17 protein-coding genes and 1 tRNA gene are annotated in these 18290 nt (G+C 28.2%); 16 read left to right on the top strand and 2 right to left on the bottom strand.

All coding sequences use genetic code 11. The annotated features are described in order from the left end of the window. Nucleotide 1 precedes the first annotated feature (1 nt). The gene (locus R3342_RS05320) at nucleotides 2–607 is read right to left on the bottom strand and encodes a thiamine diphosphokinase (protein ID WP_318938699.1); all 606 of its coding nucleotides are present in this window, start codon (nucleotides 605–607) and stop codon (nucleotides 2–4) included. A 114-nt stretch (nucleotides 608–721) separates the two neighbouring features. Here R3342_RS05320 and R3342_RS05325 point away from each other — a divergent pair, with 114 nt between their 5' ends. From R3342_RS05325 to R3342_RS05370, 10 genes are all read left to right on the top strand, one after another. Beyond that, nucleotides 722–1816 (top strand): diphosphomevalonate/mevalonate 3,5-bisphosphate decarboxylase family protein, encoded by a 1095-nt coding sequence (locus tag R3342_RS05325; RefSeq protein WP_413468698.1) that lies wholly within the window; start codon nucleotides 722–724, stop codon nucleotides 1814–1816. Nucleotides 1817–1823: 7 nt separating this feature from the next. Continuing rightward, on the top strand, nucleotides 1824–2753 hold the full coding sequence (locus R3342_RS05330) for a mevalonate kinase (RefSeq protein WP_318938701.1): 930 nt from the start codon (nucleotides 1824–1826) through the stop codon (nucleotides 2751–2753). A 12-nt stretch (nucleotides 2754–2765) separates the two neighbouring features. After that, nucleotides 2766–3695, top strand: coding sequence for a geranylgeranylglycerol-phosphate geranylgeranyltransferase (locus R3342_RS05335; RefSeq protein ID WP_318938704.1), 930 nt, complete (start codon nucleotides 2766–2768; stop codon nucleotides 3693–3695). A gap of 59 nt (nucleotides 3696–3754) precedes the next feature. Beyond that, nucleotides 3755–4699 carry a pseudouridine synthase gene (locus R3342_RS05340; protein ID WP_318938706.1) on the top strand — a complete coding sequence of 315 codons (945 nt, stop codon included), beginning with the start codon at nucleotides 3755–3757 and terminating at the stop codon, nucleotides 4697–4699. Between the two features lie 149 nt (nucleotides 4700–4848). After that, a complete protein-coding gene (locus R3342_RS05345) occupies nucleotides 4849–5154 on the top strand; it encodes a hypothetical protein (protein ID WP_318938707.1) in 306 nt (101 codons plus the stop codon). A 112-nt stretch (nucleotides 5155–5266) separates the two neighbouring features. Then, complete coding sequence (locus R3342_RS05350) at nucleotides 5267–5971, top strand: NUDIX hydrolase (RefSeq protein ID WP_318938709.1); 705 nt, start codon at nucleotides 5267–5269, stop codon at nucleotides 5969–5971. A 114-nt stretch (nucleotides 5972–6085) separates the two neighbouring features. Further along, a complete protein-coding gene (galK, locus tag R3342_RS05355; protein WP_318938711.1) occupies nucleotides 6086–7237 on the top strand; it encodes a galactokinase in 1152 nt (383 codons plus the stop codon). Nucleotides 7238–7243: 6 nt separating this feature from the next. After that, entirely contained in the window at nucleotides 7244–8896 is a 1653-nt protein-coding gene (locus tag R3342_RS05360) for a sodium/sugar symporter (RefSeq protein ID WP_318938713.1), read from the top strand. A 10-nt stretch (nucleotides 8897–8906) separates the two neighbouring features. Beyond that, nucleotides 8907–10052, top strand: coding sequence for an arabinogalactan endo-1,4-beta-galactosidase (locus R3342_RS05365; protein WP_318938716.1), 1146 nt, complete (start codon nucleotides 8907–8909; stop codon nucleotides 10050–10052). Nucleotides 10053–10075: 23 nt separating this feature from the next. Then, nucleotides 10076–12529 (top strand): glycoside hydrolase family 2 TIM barrel-domain containing protein, encoded by a 2454-nt coding sequence (locus tag R3342_RS05370; RefSeq protein WP_318938718.1) that lies wholly within the window; start codon nucleotides 10076–10078, stop codon nucleotides 12527–12529. A 67-nt stretch (nucleotides 12530–12596) separates the two neighbouring features. On the opposite strand, the gene R3342_RS05375 is transcribed toward R3342_RS05370, so the two are convergent. Then, nucleotides 12597–12669: transfer RNA gene (locus tag R3342_RS05375), tRNA-Phe, on the bottom strand. A 98-nt stretch (nucleotides 12670–12767) separates the two neighbouring features. Between R3342_RS05375 and R3342_RS05380 the strand changes: the two genes are divergently transcribed. From R3342_RS05380 to R3342_RS05405, 6 genes are read left to right on the top strand one after another with little or no spacing between them, the layout of a single operon-like run. Next, nucleotides 12768–13490, top strand: coding sequence for a type III pantothenate kinase (locus tag R3342_RS05380; RefSeq protein ID WP_318938720.1), 723 nt, complete (start codon nucleotides 12768–12770; stop codon nucleotides 13488–13490). Nucleotides 13491–13493: 3 nt separating this feature from the next. Further along, nucleotides 13494–14783 (top strand): hypothetical protein, encoded by a 1290-nt coding sequence (locus R3342_RS05385; RefSeq protein WP_318938721.1) that lies wholly within the window; start codon nucleotides 13494–13496, stop codon nucleotides 14781–14783. Between the two features lie 32 nt (nucleotides 14784–14815). Further along, nucleotides 14816–16168 (top strand): hypothetical protein, encoded by a 1353-nt coding sequence (locus R3342_RS05390; RefSeq protein WP_318938722.1) that lies wholly within the window; start codon nucleotides 14816–14818, stop codon nucleotides 16166–16168. 32 nt (nucleotides 16169–16200) lie between these two features. Continuing rightward, complete coding sequence (gene lptC / locus R3342_RS05395; protein ID WP_318938724.1) at nucleotides 16201–16761, top strand: LPS export ABC transporter periplasmic protein LptC; 561 nt, start codon at nucleotides 16201–16203, stop codon at nucleotides 16759–16761. A gap of 3 nt (nucleotides 16762–16764) precedes the next feature. After that, entirely contained in the window at nucleotides 16765–16953 is a 189-nt protein-coding gene (locus R3342_RS05400) for a hypothetical protein (protein ID WP_318938726.1), read from the top strand. Further along, on the top strand, nucleotides 16954–18219 hold the full coding sequence (locus tag R3342_RS05405; RefSeq protein ID WP_318938728.1) for a hemolysin family protein: 1266 nt from the start codon (nucleotides 16954–16956) through the stop codon (nucleotides 18217–18219). Nucleotides 18220–18290 lie beyond the last annotated feature (71 nt).

An 18290-nucleotide genomic window follows, 5' to 3' on the forward strand; every position in this document is an offset into this window, starting at 1 on the left:
TTTATTTACTTATATAAATTAATAAATTCCCTTTTTTTAAAGTTATTTCAATAGTGTTTTCAATAGCTTTATTTCGAGTTCCAATTCTTTTTCCAAAATTTAATTTTTCATTTTTTAAAGGATATTTTAATCCTGCTGTTATAATTCCTTTTGCCTTTGGAAATGGTATTAATGAAATGTTTTTGTTTAAAATATCGGATGTTGTAAATGTGTTATTGATGAAAAAATATTTTCCAAAATCATCATAAAAAGTAATGTTCAACTTTTTTTTCCAAGTTAATGCGGTGCTAATATTTCCTAAAAAGTGATCGTGCTCTTTACCGCTTCCTCCATAAACATCAATTTCTGAAAAACCTCTTTCATTTAAAATAAACAATGCTTTTTCAAAATCGGTATAATCTTGATTTGGAGTATTAATTACTTCAACGGTTGTTGGAATTTTGTGTATAGAATCAAAATCGCCAGTAACCAAATCGGGTACAATGTTTTTAGCTTCAAGATAATTGTAAGCACCGTCAATAGCACAAATTATTTGATAATTAGATAAATTTGGGAGTGCGGCAGGTTTTAATCCGTTAAGTAAAACAAATGCCTTTTTAGTTTTCATTTTGCGAAATTAACTAAAAAGACATTACCAATAAGTAGAAGTTATAAAAAAGAAGTGTTATTAAGATTAGAAACTATCTAACTAAAACAATTATCTTTGCTCAAAATTTTTGTTTTGACAGAAACCGATTTTATTTTCACCCAAAATCAATCCATTTTAATTCCAAATGGAAGTGCAACTTGGAAAACGCCAAGCAACATTGCTTTGGTAAAATATTGGGGAAAAAAAGAACCACAACTTCCAGAAAACACATCCATTAGCTTTACATTAGATGCTTGTTTTACCATTACAACTTTAGAATACAACTTAAAAAAAGATAAAGGGAAAAGTGATTTCACTTTTGAAATTTATTTTGAAGATGAAAAAAAGGAAGATTTTAAACCAAAAATTCAAAAATTCTTTGAACGAATTGAAAAATATGTTCCTTTTTTAAAAGATTATAATTTTGTAATAAATTCAAGAAATTCTTTTCCTCACAGTAGTGGAATAGCTTCCTCAGCAAGTGGAATGAGCGCTTTAGCACTATGCATAATGAGTATAGAAAAGGAATTAAATCCATCTATTTCTGATGAATATTTTAATAAAAAAGCTTCATTTTTAGCACGTTTAGGATCGGGAAGTGCTTGTAGAAGTATTGAAGGAGAATTAATTGTTTGGGGAGAGCATAAAAAAATAAAAGAAAGTTCTGATTTATTTGGAGTAAAATTTCCTTATAAATTACACAAAAAATTTAAAAATTATCACGATACTATTTTGTTAGTTGATGAAGTCGAAAAGCAAGTTAGCAGTACAATTGGTCATCAATTAATGCATAGTCATCCGTTTGCCAAACAACGCTTTTTACAGGCAAATGAAAATATTTCGAAAATTTCTGAAGCTTTACAAAATGGAGATATAAAATCATTTGTGGAAATTGTAGAAAGTGAAGCTTTAACCTTACATGCAATGATGATGACTAGCAATCCATATTTTATTTTAATGAAACCAAATACACTAAAAATTATTAACAAAATATGGGAATTCAGAAAGTTAACAAATGCTAATGTTTGCTTTACTTTAGATGCCGGAGCTAATGTCCATGTGTTGTTTCCTGAAAATGAAAAAGAAGTGGTTAATAAATTTATAGTAAACGAGTTAGTGCAGTTTTGTCAAGAAAATCATTATATTTGCGATAGAATTGGAATTGGGGCAAAACGATTATCAATTTAAAAAATTTATGAAAGGACCACTTTTTTACGCAAAGATTTTGCTTTTTGGTGAATATGGAATTATTAAAGATTCTAAAGGCTTAGCTATTCCATATAATAGCTATCAAGGAGCACTTAAAAAATCGGATAAAACTTCTGAGATAGAAATTAAATCTAATAAAAACTTAAAAAAATTCTATGATTACCTTTTAAATATGGATAATCAGAATTTAGTGAGTTTTAGGTTAGATGAATTTAAAACAGATATTGAAGAAGGTATGTATTTTGATTCCAGTATTCCTCAAGGTTATGGTGTTGGAAGTTCGGGCGCTTTAGTTGCTTCTGTTTACGATAAATATGCGAATGACAAAATTACGGTGTTAGAAAATTTAACTCGTGAAAAGCTATTAAAATTAAAATCTATTTTTTCTTTAATGGAATCTTTTTTCCATGGAAAAAGTTCAGGATTAGATCCTTTAAATTCATATTTAAGCATTCCAATTCTAATTAATTCAAAAGATAATTTAGAACCAACAGGAATTCCTTCTCAAAAAGAAGGAAAAGGAGCTGTATTTTTATTAGATTCTGAAATGACTGGCGAAACTGAGCCAATGGTTTCTATTTTTATGAATAAAATGAAAAATGAAGGTTTTAGAAAAATGTTGAATGAAGATTTTGCAAAATATACCGATGCTTGTATTGATGATTTTTTACATGGTAATGTGAAATCGTTATTTGGAAATGTAAAACAGCTATCCAAAGTAGTATTTGATAATTTTAAACCGATGATTCCTCAAACATTTCATAATGTTTGGCAAAAAGGTATTGAAAGTAACGATTATTATTTGAAACTATGTGGTTCAGGTGGAGGTGGCTATATTCTAGGATTTACTGAAGATTTTGCAAAAACCCAAACTATACTAAAAGATTATAAATTAGAATTAGTTTATAGATTTTAGTAACTTTTTTAAATGGATTTATTAGAAATTTCAAAAAACAATAGAAAAAAACAAGCTCCATTTTACATAAAAGTATTGAGTTTATTTTCTGTTGTTCGTGGTTACAATATATTATTAATTGTAATTGCACAATATTTAGCATCCATTTTTATTTTTTCCCCTCAAAAATCATTAAAATATGTGTTACTAGATTTAGACTTGTATTTTATTGTTTTAGCAACTACTTGTGTAATAGCATCAGGTTATATAATTAATAATTTTTACGATTTAGATGCCGATAGAATAAACAGACCAATTAAACATAAAATTGACACGATTGTTCCTCAAAAAACAAAGTTGATTATCTATTTTTTGTTAAATTTTATAGGTTTTTTATTTGCTTTTTTAGTGTCGTGGCGTGCAGCTTTATTTTTTTCGGTTTATATTTTTTTGATTTGGTTCTATTCACATAAATTAAAAAAATACCCATTAATAGGATTATTTTCAGCTGTAATTTTAGCTATTTTACCTTTTTTTGCGGTTTTTGTATACTATAAAAACTTTTCTGAAATTATTTTTACACATGCAGCTTTCCTATTTTTTGTTTTGTTGATTAGAGAATTAATTAAAGATTTAGAAAATATTAAAGGCGATTTTGTTCAAAACTACCAAACCATAGTAGTAAAATATGGAGAGTATTTTACCAAATTATTAATTTCTTTAATCTCTGTTTTAACTTTAAATCCGATTTATTTTTTATTAAAATATCCTGAAATTGGAGGAATGAAATATTACTTTTATACAAGTATTTTTGTGTTATTAGTATTTAATTTACTGTTGTGGTTAAGTAAAAACCCAAAAAATTATTTGCTACTTCATGTAATTTTAAAGCTATTAATTATAGCAGGAGTTTTTAGTTTAGCTTTAATTGATTATTCGGTAATTATCAATAGATTAGTTTAAATTAGAGTTAATTTCTACTTATTCAAAAGAATAACCTTATTTTTGCAAAAATTTATAAAATGAAACCAAATAAAAACTCGTCGAGAGGACGACAATCTTCCGGAAAAAGAGATTCTAAAAAAAACACTAAAAGAACATCTGATTCAAAGCCTTTTAAAAGAAGTTCTGAAAAAGAATCGAATAGTAATTTCCAAAAAAAGCCTTCCTATAAAGGGGATTCAAGAAAAAAATACAACACTAACTTTAGAGATAAGCCAAATGCTAATTTTAAAAAACCAAGTCAAACTTCAGATAATGATGAAACTAGGTTAAATAAATTTATAGCTAATGCAGGTATTTGTTCAAGACGTGAAGCGGATGTTTACATTAAAGCAGGAAATGTTAAAGTAAACGGTAAGCTTGTTACGGAAATGGGGTATAAAGTAAAACCTACAGATGAGGTTAAATTTGATGATTCCTTAATTAGTTTAGAACAAAAAAGATATGTTTTGCTTAATAAGCCTAAAAATTATATTACTACTATGGATGATGAACGTGGTAGAAAAACCGTAATGGATTTAATTGAAAATGCATCTAAAGAACGCATTTATCCAGTTGGCAGATTAGACAGAAACACAACAGGTTTGTTACTTTTTACAAATGATGGTGAGTTAGCTAAAAAATTAACACATCCTAAACATAATATCCAAAAATTATACCACGCAAGTTTAGATAAAAAACTATCTATTGGCGATATGCATAAAATTGCAGAAGGGTTTATTTTAGACGATAAAAGAGTAATAGTAGATGAAATTTCATATATTATGAATCAACCAAAAAGCGAAATTGGAGTTAAAATTCATTCTGGTAGAAATAGAATTGTTAGAAGAATATTTGAACACTTTAACTATAATGTAGTTAAATTAGATAGAGTAGTTTTTGCGGGTTTAACAAAAAAGGATTTACCAAGAGGAATGTACAGAAACCTTACAGAAATGGAAGTTAATTCTTTAAAAATGCTATAATTTACGATAGTAAAATAAGGCTAAAAGCTCCTTTATAATTTTAAAAAATTAATTTTTTGATTTAAATATTTTTATATATTTGAGACGCTAATAAATTGTATTAAAATCAAAAATTTAAGTTTTGTAAGTTTAATTGTAATCATTTAGTTTTGAATAGAATAATTGTAGATCATAAAAAATTAACTTCTGAAATACTGAATTTACTCGTTGAAAAATTTCCTGATGGTTATGGAGTTAGAGACATAATTAAATTCACTAACCATAAAGGACAGTATATAGAAGCTGTTGAAGTTAGAACAGATGACACTATATATTTAGTTAAAATAAGTGATCAGCTAGTAGACAGTATGGATAATTTTGATGACGACAGTGATGATGAAGATATATCATCCGATATAATAGATGCTCCAGAAATTGATGAGGTGAATATTGACGATGACTTAGACGAAGATTAATAATAAATATAAAACATAAAAAACTCCGATAAATTTATCGGAGTTTTTTTATTTCGATTAATTTTGAAGTTATTACTGACAAATAAAATCTTTTATTAAAATTATTAGTTAAATGAAATTATTGGATAATGCGCACAATTATGAAGGACAAGAAAAATTTCTTGTAGCTGTTGATTGTATAATTTTTGGATTTGATTCTGAAAATCTTAAACTATTACTTTTTAAAAGAAAAGTAGAACCTTTAAAAGGATCTTGGTCATTAATAGGCTCATTTATGAAAAAAGATTTAAGTTTAAATGAAGCCGCAAATCAAATATTATTTGAATCTACTGGATTAAAAGATATTTATTTAGAAGAACTGCAAACATATAGTAAAGTTGATAGAGATATTGGGGAACGTGTAATTTCAGTAGCTTTTTTTAGTCTTATTAGAATTGATGAAATTATAGAAACAGAGGTGGAAAAATATAATGCACATTGGTTTAGTTTTGATGAAATTCCTAATCTTATCTTTGATCATAGAGAAATGGTAGATAACGCAATTCAAAAGTTAAGATCAAAAGCGCGTTATCAACCAATTGGATTTGAATTACTTCCAAAAAAATTTACGATTCCTCAATTACAATTGTTGTATGAATGCATTTATCAGAAAAAATTAGATAATAGAAATTTTAGAAGAAAAATATTATCCTTTGATATTTTAAATAAAACTTCTGAAAAAGATAAATCTGGCTCAAAAAAAGGAGCGTTTTTGTATAAATTTAACAGAGCTAAATTTAATAAATTTTTAGCTAAAGGATATAATTTTGAAGTTTAGTTTTAGTTTAAGTAAATCAATATCAGAAGAGTATAATGTTTTTTTATTTAAATAAATAAATGTAAATTTGACATTTAATATCAACTTTTAATAAAGCTGAAATCTATTGAGTAGGTGGAACAAATAGAAACTAAAAGTGTTAAATACGATTTAATAGTAAATTCTCCTGGAAGAATTAATATTATTGGTGAACATACAGATTATAATAATGGATTTGTTTTACCAACGGCGATTGATAAAAAAATACAATTTAAGTTTAAAAAAAACGCTAGTTTAAATAGATGTACTGTTTATAGTAACGATTTTAACGAAGGTTTTACATTCAATCTTGATGAAGTTACAAAAAGTAAAAACCAGTGGGAAAACTATATTTTAGGAGTTGTTTTTGAAATACTACAACTTTCAAATAATCTAAAGGGTTTTGATTGTGTGTTTAAAAGTGATATTCCAATTGGTTCAGGAATTAGTTCATCAGCTGCGTTAGAATGTGGTTTGGCATTTGGCTTAAATGGATTATTTAACTTAAACCTTTCCAAAAAAACTATTGTAGAACTTTCACAAAGAGCGGAACATAATTTTGTTGGTACAAAATGCGGAATTATGGATCAGTTTGCATCTGTAATGAGTAAAGAAGGCAGTGTAATTTTATTAGATTGTGAGTCACTTGATTTTGAATATGTTCCAATAAAAATTGAACCTTATAAAATAGTTCTTTTAAATACAAATGTTTCACATAATTTAGCTTCTGGAGAATATAATATTCGAAGAGCACAATGCGAAAAAGGAGTAGCAATTATTAAACAAAATTATCCGAAAATTAATTCATTACGAGATGTTTCTTTAAGTATGTTAAACGAATTTAAATCTGTATTAGAACCTGTAATTTTTAATAGATGTTTATATGTAATTGAAGAAAAGGAAAGAGTTTTAAATTCGGTAGAAGCATTAAAAAATAATGACTTGGCTACATTAGGAAATAATATGTATAAAACACATAACGGTTTACAACATCAATATGAAGTAAGTTGCACTGAATTAGATTTTTTAGTTGATTTCTCAAAAAAATATGAAGATGTTTTAGGTGCAAGAATGATGGGAGGTGGTTTTGGTGGATGTACAATTAATGTTGTGCATTCAAAAGAAGTTACTAAATTTATTGAAGATTCTTCAATAGCATATTATAAAAAGTTCAATATAAAATTAACAGCCTTTGAGGCAATGCCAAGTGAAGGAACATCAATTAAAATTAATAACTTAAAGAATTAAATTAGCATGACATCAGTTTTCGGTTTTTGGGATTATTTCATATTTATAGCCTATGCAGTACTAATTTTAGGAGTAGGTTTATGGGTGTCAAGAGATAAAAAAGGGCATCAAAAAAATGCAGAAGATTATTTTTTAGCAAGTAAATCATTGCCTTGGTGGGCTATAGGAACTTCTTTAATTGCAGCAAATATTTCAGCAGAACAGTTTATAGGCATGTCTGGTTCAGGTTTTGCATTGGGGTTAGCAATTGCGTCTTATGAATGGATGGCTGCAATGACCTTAATAATTGTAGGGAAATATTTTTTACCAATTTTTATAGAAAAAGGATTATACACAATCCCAGAGTTTGTTGAAAAACGATTTTCAACTAATTTAAAAACCATTTTAGCTGTTTTTTGGATTGGTTTGTACGTTTTTGTCAACTTAACTTCGGTTTTATATTTAGGCTCATTAGCATTAGAAACTATTGTTGGAATTCCAATGATTTATGGCGTAATAGGTCTTGCATTATTTGCAGCAGCATATTCATTATACGGAGGGCTTTCAGCAGTTGCATGGACAGATGTTATTCAAGTAGTTTTTTTAGTGTTAGGTGGATTAGTTACTAGCTATTTAGCTTTGAACGAAGTATCACAAGGGGCAGGTGTTATTGAAGGGTTTAAGGTGATCTATCATGAAGCTCCAGGTCATTTTGCTATGATTTTAGATAAATCAAATCCTTATTATAAAATGTTACCTGGTGTTGGAGTGTTAATTGGAGGAATGTGGGTTGCAAATTTATATTATTGGGGATTCAATCAATATATTATTCAACGAACTTTAGCTGCTAAATCATTAAAAGAAGCACAAAAAGGAATTTTATTGGCTGCATTTCTAAAATTAATAATTCCACTTATAGTAGTAGTTCCAGGAATTGCAGCTTATGTAATGGTTAACGATCCTAATATTTTAGCTGGTTTAGGAGTAGAAGGAATGCATAATTTACCATCGTTAGAGCATGCAGATAAAGCATATCCTTGGTTGTTGCAATTTTTGCCAGTTGGTTTAAAAGGTGTTGCATTTGCAGCATTAGCAGCAGCTATAGTATCATCTTTAGCTTCTATGTTAAATTCAACTTCTACCATTTTTACTATGGATATTTATAAACAATATATTAATAAGAATGCAGGAGATAAAGCTACGGTTAATGTTGGTAGAATATCGGCAGCAATTGCTTTAATAATAGCAGGGTTAATAGCACCTATGTTAAGTGGTTTAGATCAGGCTTTTCAATATATTCAAGAATATACAGGAATGGTAAGCCCGGGGATTTTAGCGGTGTTTATGTTAGGTTTATTTTGGAAAAAAACAACAAATAAAGCAGCAATTATAGGAGCTTTAACATCAATTCCTATAGCTATGTACTTTAAAATTGCACCAAATGGTTGGTCTACAAATCCAATTTTTGTTAACGTGCCTTTTATGGATCAAATGGGATATACAGTAGTATTTACTATGATAGTTATTATAATAGTTAGCTTACTTCAAAATAAAGGTAAAGATGACGAAAAAGGTATTCCTATTACTAAAAATTTCTTTAAAACTACTCCAACTTTTAATATTGGGGCTTTTGCTGTAATGTTAATATTGGTGGCATTGTATTCCATATTTTGGAAATAAAATTTTTAACATGAAATATATTATAATAGTAGTTGTCTTTTTTTCTTTAACAAGTTGTTCTTCACAAGATTTAAAACCTGTAGATCAAAATACAAATCCAGAAGAACAAGGTGGCGAAGCCACTTCAAACTTTTATTACGGAGCTGATTTATCTTATGTAAATGAAATGGTAGATTGTGGTGCAAAGTATAAAGATAATAATGGAATTGAAAAAAATCCATTTAAAATTTTTAAAGAAGCAGGAACAAATATGGTGCGTGTGAGATTATGGAATAATCCAACTTGGACAAATTATTCTAATTATGAAGATGTAAAAAAAACTATTTCAGAAGCAAAAGCAGAAGGAATGAAAGTGTTATTAGATTTTCATTATTCAGATACTTGGGCAGACCCTAATCATCAGGAAATACCTGCAGCTTGGTTAAATGAAGTGGATAATACGGAAGTTTTAGGAGATTCATTATATAATTATACTTATAAAACGCTGAATAATCTTTCAAAAGCTAATCTTTTGCCAGATATGGTACAAGTTGGTAATGAAATTAATGCTATGATTTTGCAGCATGGCGAATTAAAGGCTACGGATTGGAATAGAAATTCATTTTTAATTAATAAAGGGATAAAAGCTGTTCGAGATATATCTGCTGAAAAAAGTAAAAAAATTGAAGTTATGCTTCATGTTGCTCAGCCTGAAAATGGACTTTGGTGGTTTGACAAAGCAACTAAAAATGGTATTACTGATTTTGATATAATTGGGCTTTCTTATTATCCAAAATGGTCTACATATAAGTTGGATAACGTTGGAACAGCTTTTAAAACGTTAACTTCAACTTATAAAAAGCCTTTAATTGTAGTGGAAACAGCTTACCCTTTTACAATGGAAGATGCAGATAGTGCAGGTAATATTTTAGGCTCTGATTCCTTAATTGATGGTTATCCAGCTACACAGCAAGGGCAATTAGATTTTTTGAATAAGTTAGCTGAAATTCTAAAATCATCAGGAGGTGAAGGGTTGGTTTATTGGGAACCAGCGTGGATTTCTACTCCTTGTGAAACTCAATGGGGGCAAGGATCTCATTGGGATAATGCAACTTTGTTTGATCATAACGATAAAGCTACTTTGGGGATGAAGTTTTATAATACTTCATTACAGTAAAACAGTTATAGAAAAGTAACATAATGAGAATATTTAGTACAAGTTTAAGTAAAACATTTTTAATATTAATAAGTATTTTAAGTGTTACAATCCTAAAAATTGATGCACAAACAAGAGAATTATTTACGCTTCAAAAAGATTGGAAATTCACTAAAGGAAATCCTGAAAATGCTTCAGTTTTAAACTTTGATGATAGTGCTTGGAAAAATGTTTTAATTCCACACGATTGGGCAATTTCGGGTCCGTTTATAATCAATGGAGATGGAAATACGGGTAAACTTCCTTGGAAAGGGCAAGGCTGGTATAGAAAAAAAGTAAATATTCCTTCAAGCTATTCGACCAAAAGAATAGTATTAATTTTTGATGGAGTTATGGCATTTCCTAAGGTTTACGTTAATGGAAAATTAGCAGGGCAATGGGATTATGGATATAATTCATTTTATATAGATATTACAAAGTATTTAAATTTTGGAGGCGAAAATGTTGTAGCAGTTCATGCGGATACACGAGAGCACGAAAGCAGATGGTATCCTGGAGGAGGTCTTTATAGAAAAGTTCAAATGTTAGTTGCTAACCCAATTCATATTAATGTTTGGGGAACATATATTACTACTCCAATTATTAAATCGAATTATGCGGATGTTAGAATAAGTACTTCAGTTCAAAATAACTCAAATAGCGATGAAGAAATTAAAGTTGAACAAAAAATTGTAAATTCCGAAGGTTATGAAATAGCTAAAGGTGATATTTCAAGCGTAATTTCATCAGAAAAAAATAAAGATTTTGAAGTTACATTAAAGGTTATTAATCCTATACTTTGGGATGTTAAAAACCCTTATTTATACAAAACCATAACCACTATTTATAAAAAAGGAAAAATTATAGATTCAAATTCAACAACTTTTGGAATTCGTACAATTCGTTTTACTGCAAATAATGGCTTCTATTTAAATAATAAAAGAGTTCAGTTAAAAGGTGTAAATATGCATAGTGATTTTGGACCTTTAGGCGTTGCTTTTAATAAAAGAGCTACAGAGCGTCAGTTAGAGATTATGAAATCTATGGGAGTAAATGCAATTCGGAACAGTCATAATGTTGCAGCTCCAGAGTTATTAGATTTATGTGATGAAATGGGAATTTTAGTTTTTGATGAAGCTTTTGATAAATATGATGCCAAAATTGATATAACTAAAGATACAGATTTTGATGATTACGCAAAGCGAAATATTCACAATTTTGTTGTCCGTGATCGAAATCATCCTTCCGTATTTATTTGGAGTGTAGGAAACGAAATTGGAGATGTGCAATGGAATTTGAACAACGGATTTGAACGTTTGCACACCATGGTAAATTATGTTAATAAATACGATCCAACACGCCCAACAACTTTGGTAAATGATAATATGGAAAGTGCCGTATTACGTCATTTTGATTATTATGATGTGCATAGCTGGAATTATGCAAGGCGTTATCGTTTAGCCAGAAAGTTAGATCCTACAAAATCGGTAATTATAAGTGAATCAGCTTCAACACTAAGTACAAGAGGGTTTTATGAATTACCATTGCCAAAAGTTAAAACAGATTTTACAAAATCATTACAAGTAAGCTCTTACGATTTAAATGCTCCAGAATGGGCAGAAATAGCAGATGATGATTTAATGTGGGAGCAAGATGAAAATTATATTGCGGGAGAGTTTGTTTGGACAGGTTTTGATTATTTAGGAGAACCAACTCCATACACAAATAAAGCAGTTAAAGAAATGGGGATGACAGATAAACAAGCATCTAGGAGCTCTTATTTTGGTATTGTTGATTTGGTTGGAATTCCAAAAGATAGATATTATTTATATAAAAGTTATTGGAATTCAAAAGAAACAACTATTCATATTTTACCTCATTGGAATTGGAATGGTATGGAAGGTAAGAATGTTCCTGTTTTTGTGTATACCAATGGAGATTGTGCCGAACTTTTTATTAATGGAAAATCACAAGGTAAAAAATGCAAAAAACCTTCTTCAAAAAAATCTATTGAACGTTTTAGATTAATGTGGAATGATGTAGTTTATGAACCAGGAGAAGTAAAGGCTATAGCTTATAAAGAAGGTGAAAAAATAGGAGAAAGAACTGTAAAAACTGCCGGGAAACCATACAGAATAAAGTTAACGCCAGACCAAACTATTTTAAAGCCTAATGGAGAAGATTTGTCTTATATATTAGTGGAAGCTTATGATAAAGAAGGAAATTTATGCCCTCTTGTAGCTAATAAAATAAATATTGAAATTACTGGAGTAGGAAAAATTGCAGGAGTTGGTAATGGTAACCCACAATCTTTTGAATCATTTCAATCAAAACAGGTTCAATTTTTTTATGGAAAAGCTATGATAATTTTAAAATCTGGTTTTAAATCAGGAATTGCAAAAATCACTGTAAAATCGAAAGGAATATTAAAAGATTCTGTTGAAGTTAAAATCAAATAAACTTTTATAAGATGGACTTTTTAGTATAAATAAAAAAACCTTGATTAATTAATCAAGGTTTTTTAAGTGGTACCTCCAGGAATCGAACCAGGGACACAAGGATTTTCAGTCCTTTGCTCTACCAACTGAGCTAAGGTACCATCGCGTTAGCGGATGCAAATATAAATGTATTTTTTATACTTGGCAAAACTATTTTAAAAAAATCTGTTGTATTTTTGAAGTACTTTAAAAAAATAAAATGAACTTAATAATTGATGTTGGGAATACTAGAGTTAAAAGTGCAGTTTTTAATGAATGTAAAATAATTCATTCTGAAAGATTTAGCCATGAAAATATAGTGAATAAGGTTGCTGAAAGTGTTGATAAATTTGAGTGTACTAATGCTATAATTTCATCAGTTAGCATTTTAAAAAAATCTCAAATTTCTCGAATTAAAGAAAAAATCAACCTAATTATTTTAAATTCTGAAACTAAAATTCCATTTAATAACAAATATAATACTCCAAAAACTCTAGGAGTTGATAGAATAGCTCTTGCAGCAGCAGCTATTTTTCATTATCCAAATAAAAATGTTTTGGTAATAGATGCAGGTACTTGCATTACCTATGATTTTATAAATAAAAATAATGATTATTGTGGAGGTGCAATTTCTCCAGGTATTTCAATGAGATATAATGCTCTTAATTATTATACAGATGCGTTACCATTACTAAGTCCAGAATTTAAAATTGATCTAATAGGGAAAGATACAAACTCAAGTATTCACATTGGTATAGTTACAGGAGTTATAAATGAAATTGATAGTTTTGTTAATGAGTATAGAAAAAAAAATAAAGATTTAACAGTAGTTTTAACAGGTGGAGACGTTAATTTCTTGAATAATAGATTAAAAAATGGCATATTTGCCAATCCTAATTTTTTATTAGAAGGATTAAATAAAATTTTGACCTATAATTTGTAATAAATGATAAGAAAAATAATAGTAGTTAGTGCACTATTTGTTTCAATAGTAAGTTTCGCCCAAATTAATAACACCTCAGCATACTCTTTTTTTGGAATTGGAGATAAGAACAACCAAACTACTGTAGAGCAGTTAAGTATGGGAGGGGTTGGAGTTTCTTTTCATGACAGTTTTCACTTAAATTTTCTTAATCCAGCAGCAATTGCATCTATAAAATCTACAAATTATTCATTAGCTTTAGAAAATGTAAATATTAATGCCAAAGATAATGTTAATAGCCAAAAAGGCTCTTACACCTATTTATCCTATTTAGCAGTTGGATTCCCTTTAAGTAATAAAGCAGGTTTTGTTTTTGGTTTATTACCAAACTCATCCGTTGGTTATTCATTAATAACTACCATAGAAGATACGGATGGTAACATTGTAGAAGCTTCTTATTATAAAGGTAATGGTGGAACCAACAAAGCTTTTGTTAATTTTGGTTACAAACCATTTAAAGGATTTAGTGTAGGTTTGCAAGGAAATTATATATTTGGCAATATAGATAATAGCGTTATAAATCAAAAAAAGGATGTAGCTTTAGCGGCTAAATATCAAACAGTTTCTAATATAAAAGGATACGCATTTTCTGTTGGAATGATTTATGACAAAAAGCTATCAGAAAAGGTAGATATGCATTTAGGCGCAAATTTAGAGTTAGAAAATAATATTAATACTAAAGGTAATGAATATTTTTATTCATTATTATATAGTTCTGGTTCTGTTGAATCTCCTAGAGATACCATATTAAATGTACAAAGTAATGGTACTATAAAATCACCTCTTAAAACAAATTTGGGAGTTGGGTTTGGTAAAGAAGGAAAATGGTATGCGGGTTTAGATTATAGTTTCCAAAAAGCTTTAAATGTAGAAGGCGATGTGCTAGGAAATTACACTAAAATTGCATATGATAAATATAATAAAATTTCAATTGGAGGATTTTATATCCCAAAATTTAATTCAATTTCAAATTACTGGGAAAGAGTTACTTATAGGGCTGGAATAAAATTTGAGAACACAGGTTTGATGGTAGATGCTCTTGGAAATGGAACGGATTATACACCGATAAATGATTTTGGCATATCTTTTGGAGTAGGATTACCAATGAACAAACAATTATCAAATTTAAACCTTGGATTTGAAGTTGGAAAAAGAGGTAAAACTACCAGCGGATTAGTTCAAGAAAATTATTTTAAATTTAGAGTTAGTTTATCATTAAACGATAAATGGTTTAAAAAACGACAAATATTTTAATTATTAAGAAAACTGAATAGACGATGAAAAAAATGAAACAAATTTTACCGTTAGTGTTATTTTTATTTGTAGCAACACCTACTGTTTTTGCACAAGCAAATCAAGATTGCAGCATTAAATACAACTTATTTAAAGGAGATTATAAAGCTAAAAAATATGATGCAGCCTTTGATAACTGGATGTGGTGTATGGATAACTGTCCTAGTTTATCTATTAATATCTATAAATATGGTATAAATATTGCCGAATATAAATATAAACATGCTAGTGAAGCTGATAAAGCTGCAGCAGCAGATTTGGTAATGAGAGTTTTTAACCAAAGATTAAAATATTATCCAAAAGATAATTTAGCTAAAGTTTATAGTGATATCGCAACATTTAAACAAGAGCAAGGTGCTCCAGATTCTGAAGTTTATACTTGGCTAGAAAAAGGCTTTAAAGAAGACCCAACTGGTTTATCACCAAAAAATATTTATAAATATTTTGATATTGTTTTACAAAAAAATAAAGATACAAACCCTCAATTAGTATTTGATACGTATGATGAAGTTGCAGAAGGCGTTGAATTAAAAAGAGCAGAGTATTCTAAAAAAATTGAAGCTATAAACGCTAAGGATTCTACATCTTTAAGTTCTAAAGATATAAGAAGGAGAAAATTGTATCAGCAAATACTAACTGTTTTAAATATTGTTGAGGGAGGATTAGATTCTAAATTAGCCTCAATTTCAACTTGTGAAAACTTAATTCCATTAAACAAAAAGTATTTTGAAGAAAAGAAAAATGATAAAGTTTGGTTAAAAAGAGCAGTATCTAGAATGTATACTAAAGAATGTACAGATGATCCATTTTACGATGCTTTAGTAGAAACATATGTTAAAGCTGATCCATCGCCACAAGCATCTGTGTTTTATGCAGGAATCTTAATGAAAAAAGGAGAGTCAACAAAAGCAATGGATTATTTTAAACAAGCTATAGAGCAAGAAACAAATCCTTATAATAAAGCACAAGATTTGTTGAGAGTTGCCCAAATTTTAAGTAAAAAAGGAAGAAAAAGTGAAGCAAGAAGTTATTGTTATCAAGCTTTAAAATTTGCACCAACTATGGGTAATGCTTATTTATTAATTTCAGGTTTATATGCCTCAAGTGCAAATGCCTGTGGAACAGATGTAGTTTCTAAAAGAATGGTATACGCTGCAGCGCTTAATATGGCCTACAAAGCTAAATCTGTAGATCCAAGTATTAGTGCAAAAGCAAATAAATACATTAGAATGTACACAAGTAATTTACCAACTAAAAAAGATTTATTTGTTGCAGGTGTAAAGCCTGGTTCAGCACATAAAATTGGTTGTTGGATAAATGAAACAGTGAGAGTTCCTAACAACTAGTTTTACATCCTAATAATTGATATATTTGTTGAATGACAAAATCAATTAAAAATAATATTAAAAACATTGCTTTTATTATTTTATTAGCAATGTTTTTTTCATGTACTAATAATGTTAAAGAGGTGCGTGACTTTTTAGCTGATAAAAACTTACCTATTGGAGAAGCTTACGATATAAATTTAAAACATACCGATTCAGGTAGAATTGATATTAAAATGAAAGCTAAATTAATGCTTGATTTTAGTAATAGAACAAAACATCCTTATTCTGTTTTTCCTAAAGGAATTACTATAACTACTATAGATAAAAATGGCGATTCAATTACTATAAAAGGAGATTATGCAAGAAGTTTTGCTAAAACAGAGGTTTCAGAAATTAAGCATAATGTTTCTATAGATAATTACGCACAAAAAAATCGATTAGAAACAAATCAAATTTATTGGGACCAAAAAACGCATTATTTTTTTACTGAAGATAAATTTGCATTTTATACCTTAACCGATACGATTTACGGAGTTGGTTTTGAAGCTACTGAAGATTTAAAACATTGGTGGGTAAAAAACCAAACAGGAGCACTAACTATAAAAGAATAAAACATGAATAAAATTTGGAAATTTTTTGAATACGGATATTTAATAATTGCAGTTGTTTTTATTGTAGAAACATTCTTAAATTGGGGAAGTGATAAAGTGTATTTTTTTGCATTATTTTCAGTTTTATCCCTAGGAATGTTCTTCTTTAGAAGACATTTCAGGAAAAAATTTGAAAATAGAAATAACCAATAAATGGAAACCGAAATTGCTATCATATTTATTTCAATGTTACTTTCGGCATTTTTTTCAGGAATGGAAATTGCTTTTATTTCATCTAATAAATTTCAGGTAGAATTAGAAAAGAAAAAAGGCGATTTTATCTCTAAAATTTTATCGAAAATAACGGTTAAATCTACCAAGTTTATTACTACAATGTTAGTAGGAAATAATATTGCGTTGGTGGTTTATAGCTTTTTTATGGGGAAATTTATAGTTGGTTTTTTACCAGAAGATCAATTTAATGGGTTTACCATTTTATTAATTCAAACCATAATTTCAACATTAATAATTTTAGTTTTTGCCGAGTTTTTACCTAAAGCAATTTTCCGTATTTACGCAAATGAAACCTTACGGTTTTTTGCTCCGCTAACCTATTTATTTTATATAGTTTTTCATTTTATTTCTGATTTTATAACTACTATCTCCGATTTTATTTTAAAAATTTTCTTTAATACGTCAAAAGATAGTTTTCATACAGAATTTAGTAAAGAGGAATTAGGAATTTATATTACGGAACAATTAGAAAACAAAAATGAAAATGAGGTAGTAGATTCTGAAATCCAAATTTTTCAAAATGCACTAGATTTTGATAATGTAAAATCTCGTGAAATAATGATTCCTCGTACAGAAATTGTAGCTGTAGATATTTCAGAAAATATAAATAATATTAAAAAACTATTCATTGAAACAGGCTATTCTAAAGTTATTATTTACCAAAATTCTTTAGATAATATTTTAGGATACGTCCATGCTTTTGAACTATTTAAAAGGCCAAAAAATTTAAAAAGTATTGTTTTACCAGTTGAATTCGTTCCAGAAAGTATGCTAATTAATAATTTGCTAAATATTTTAACCAAAAAGAAAAAAAGTATTGCAGTAGTTTTAGATGAATTTGGTGGAACTTCGGGTATTATTACTGTAGAAGATATTGTAGAAGAATTATTTGGCGAAATTATAGATGAACATGATACCGTTGAATTATTAGAGAATAAAATTAATGATCGTGAATTTGAGTTTTCTGGTCGTTTAGAAGTTGATTTTTTAAATGAAAATTATAATCTTAATATCCCTGAAAATGAGGCTTATGAAACCTTAGGAGGCTATATTGTATATCATCATGAAGATATTCCTAAGCAAGACGAAATCATTGAAATTAATAATCTATATTTTAAAATGATGAAAGTAGATTCTTCTAAAATAATGGAAGTTTACGTTAAAGTTTTAGATAAAGAGAATTAATTATTATTTAAATTAAAAAATAATTACCTAAACCTATTAAATATAGCCATTTCACTTTTATAATTAAATAC

The organism is Lutibacter sp. (assembly GCF_033723435.1).
GTDB lineage: Bacteria > Bacteroidota > Bacteroidia > Flavobacteriales > Flavobacteriaceae > Lutibacter.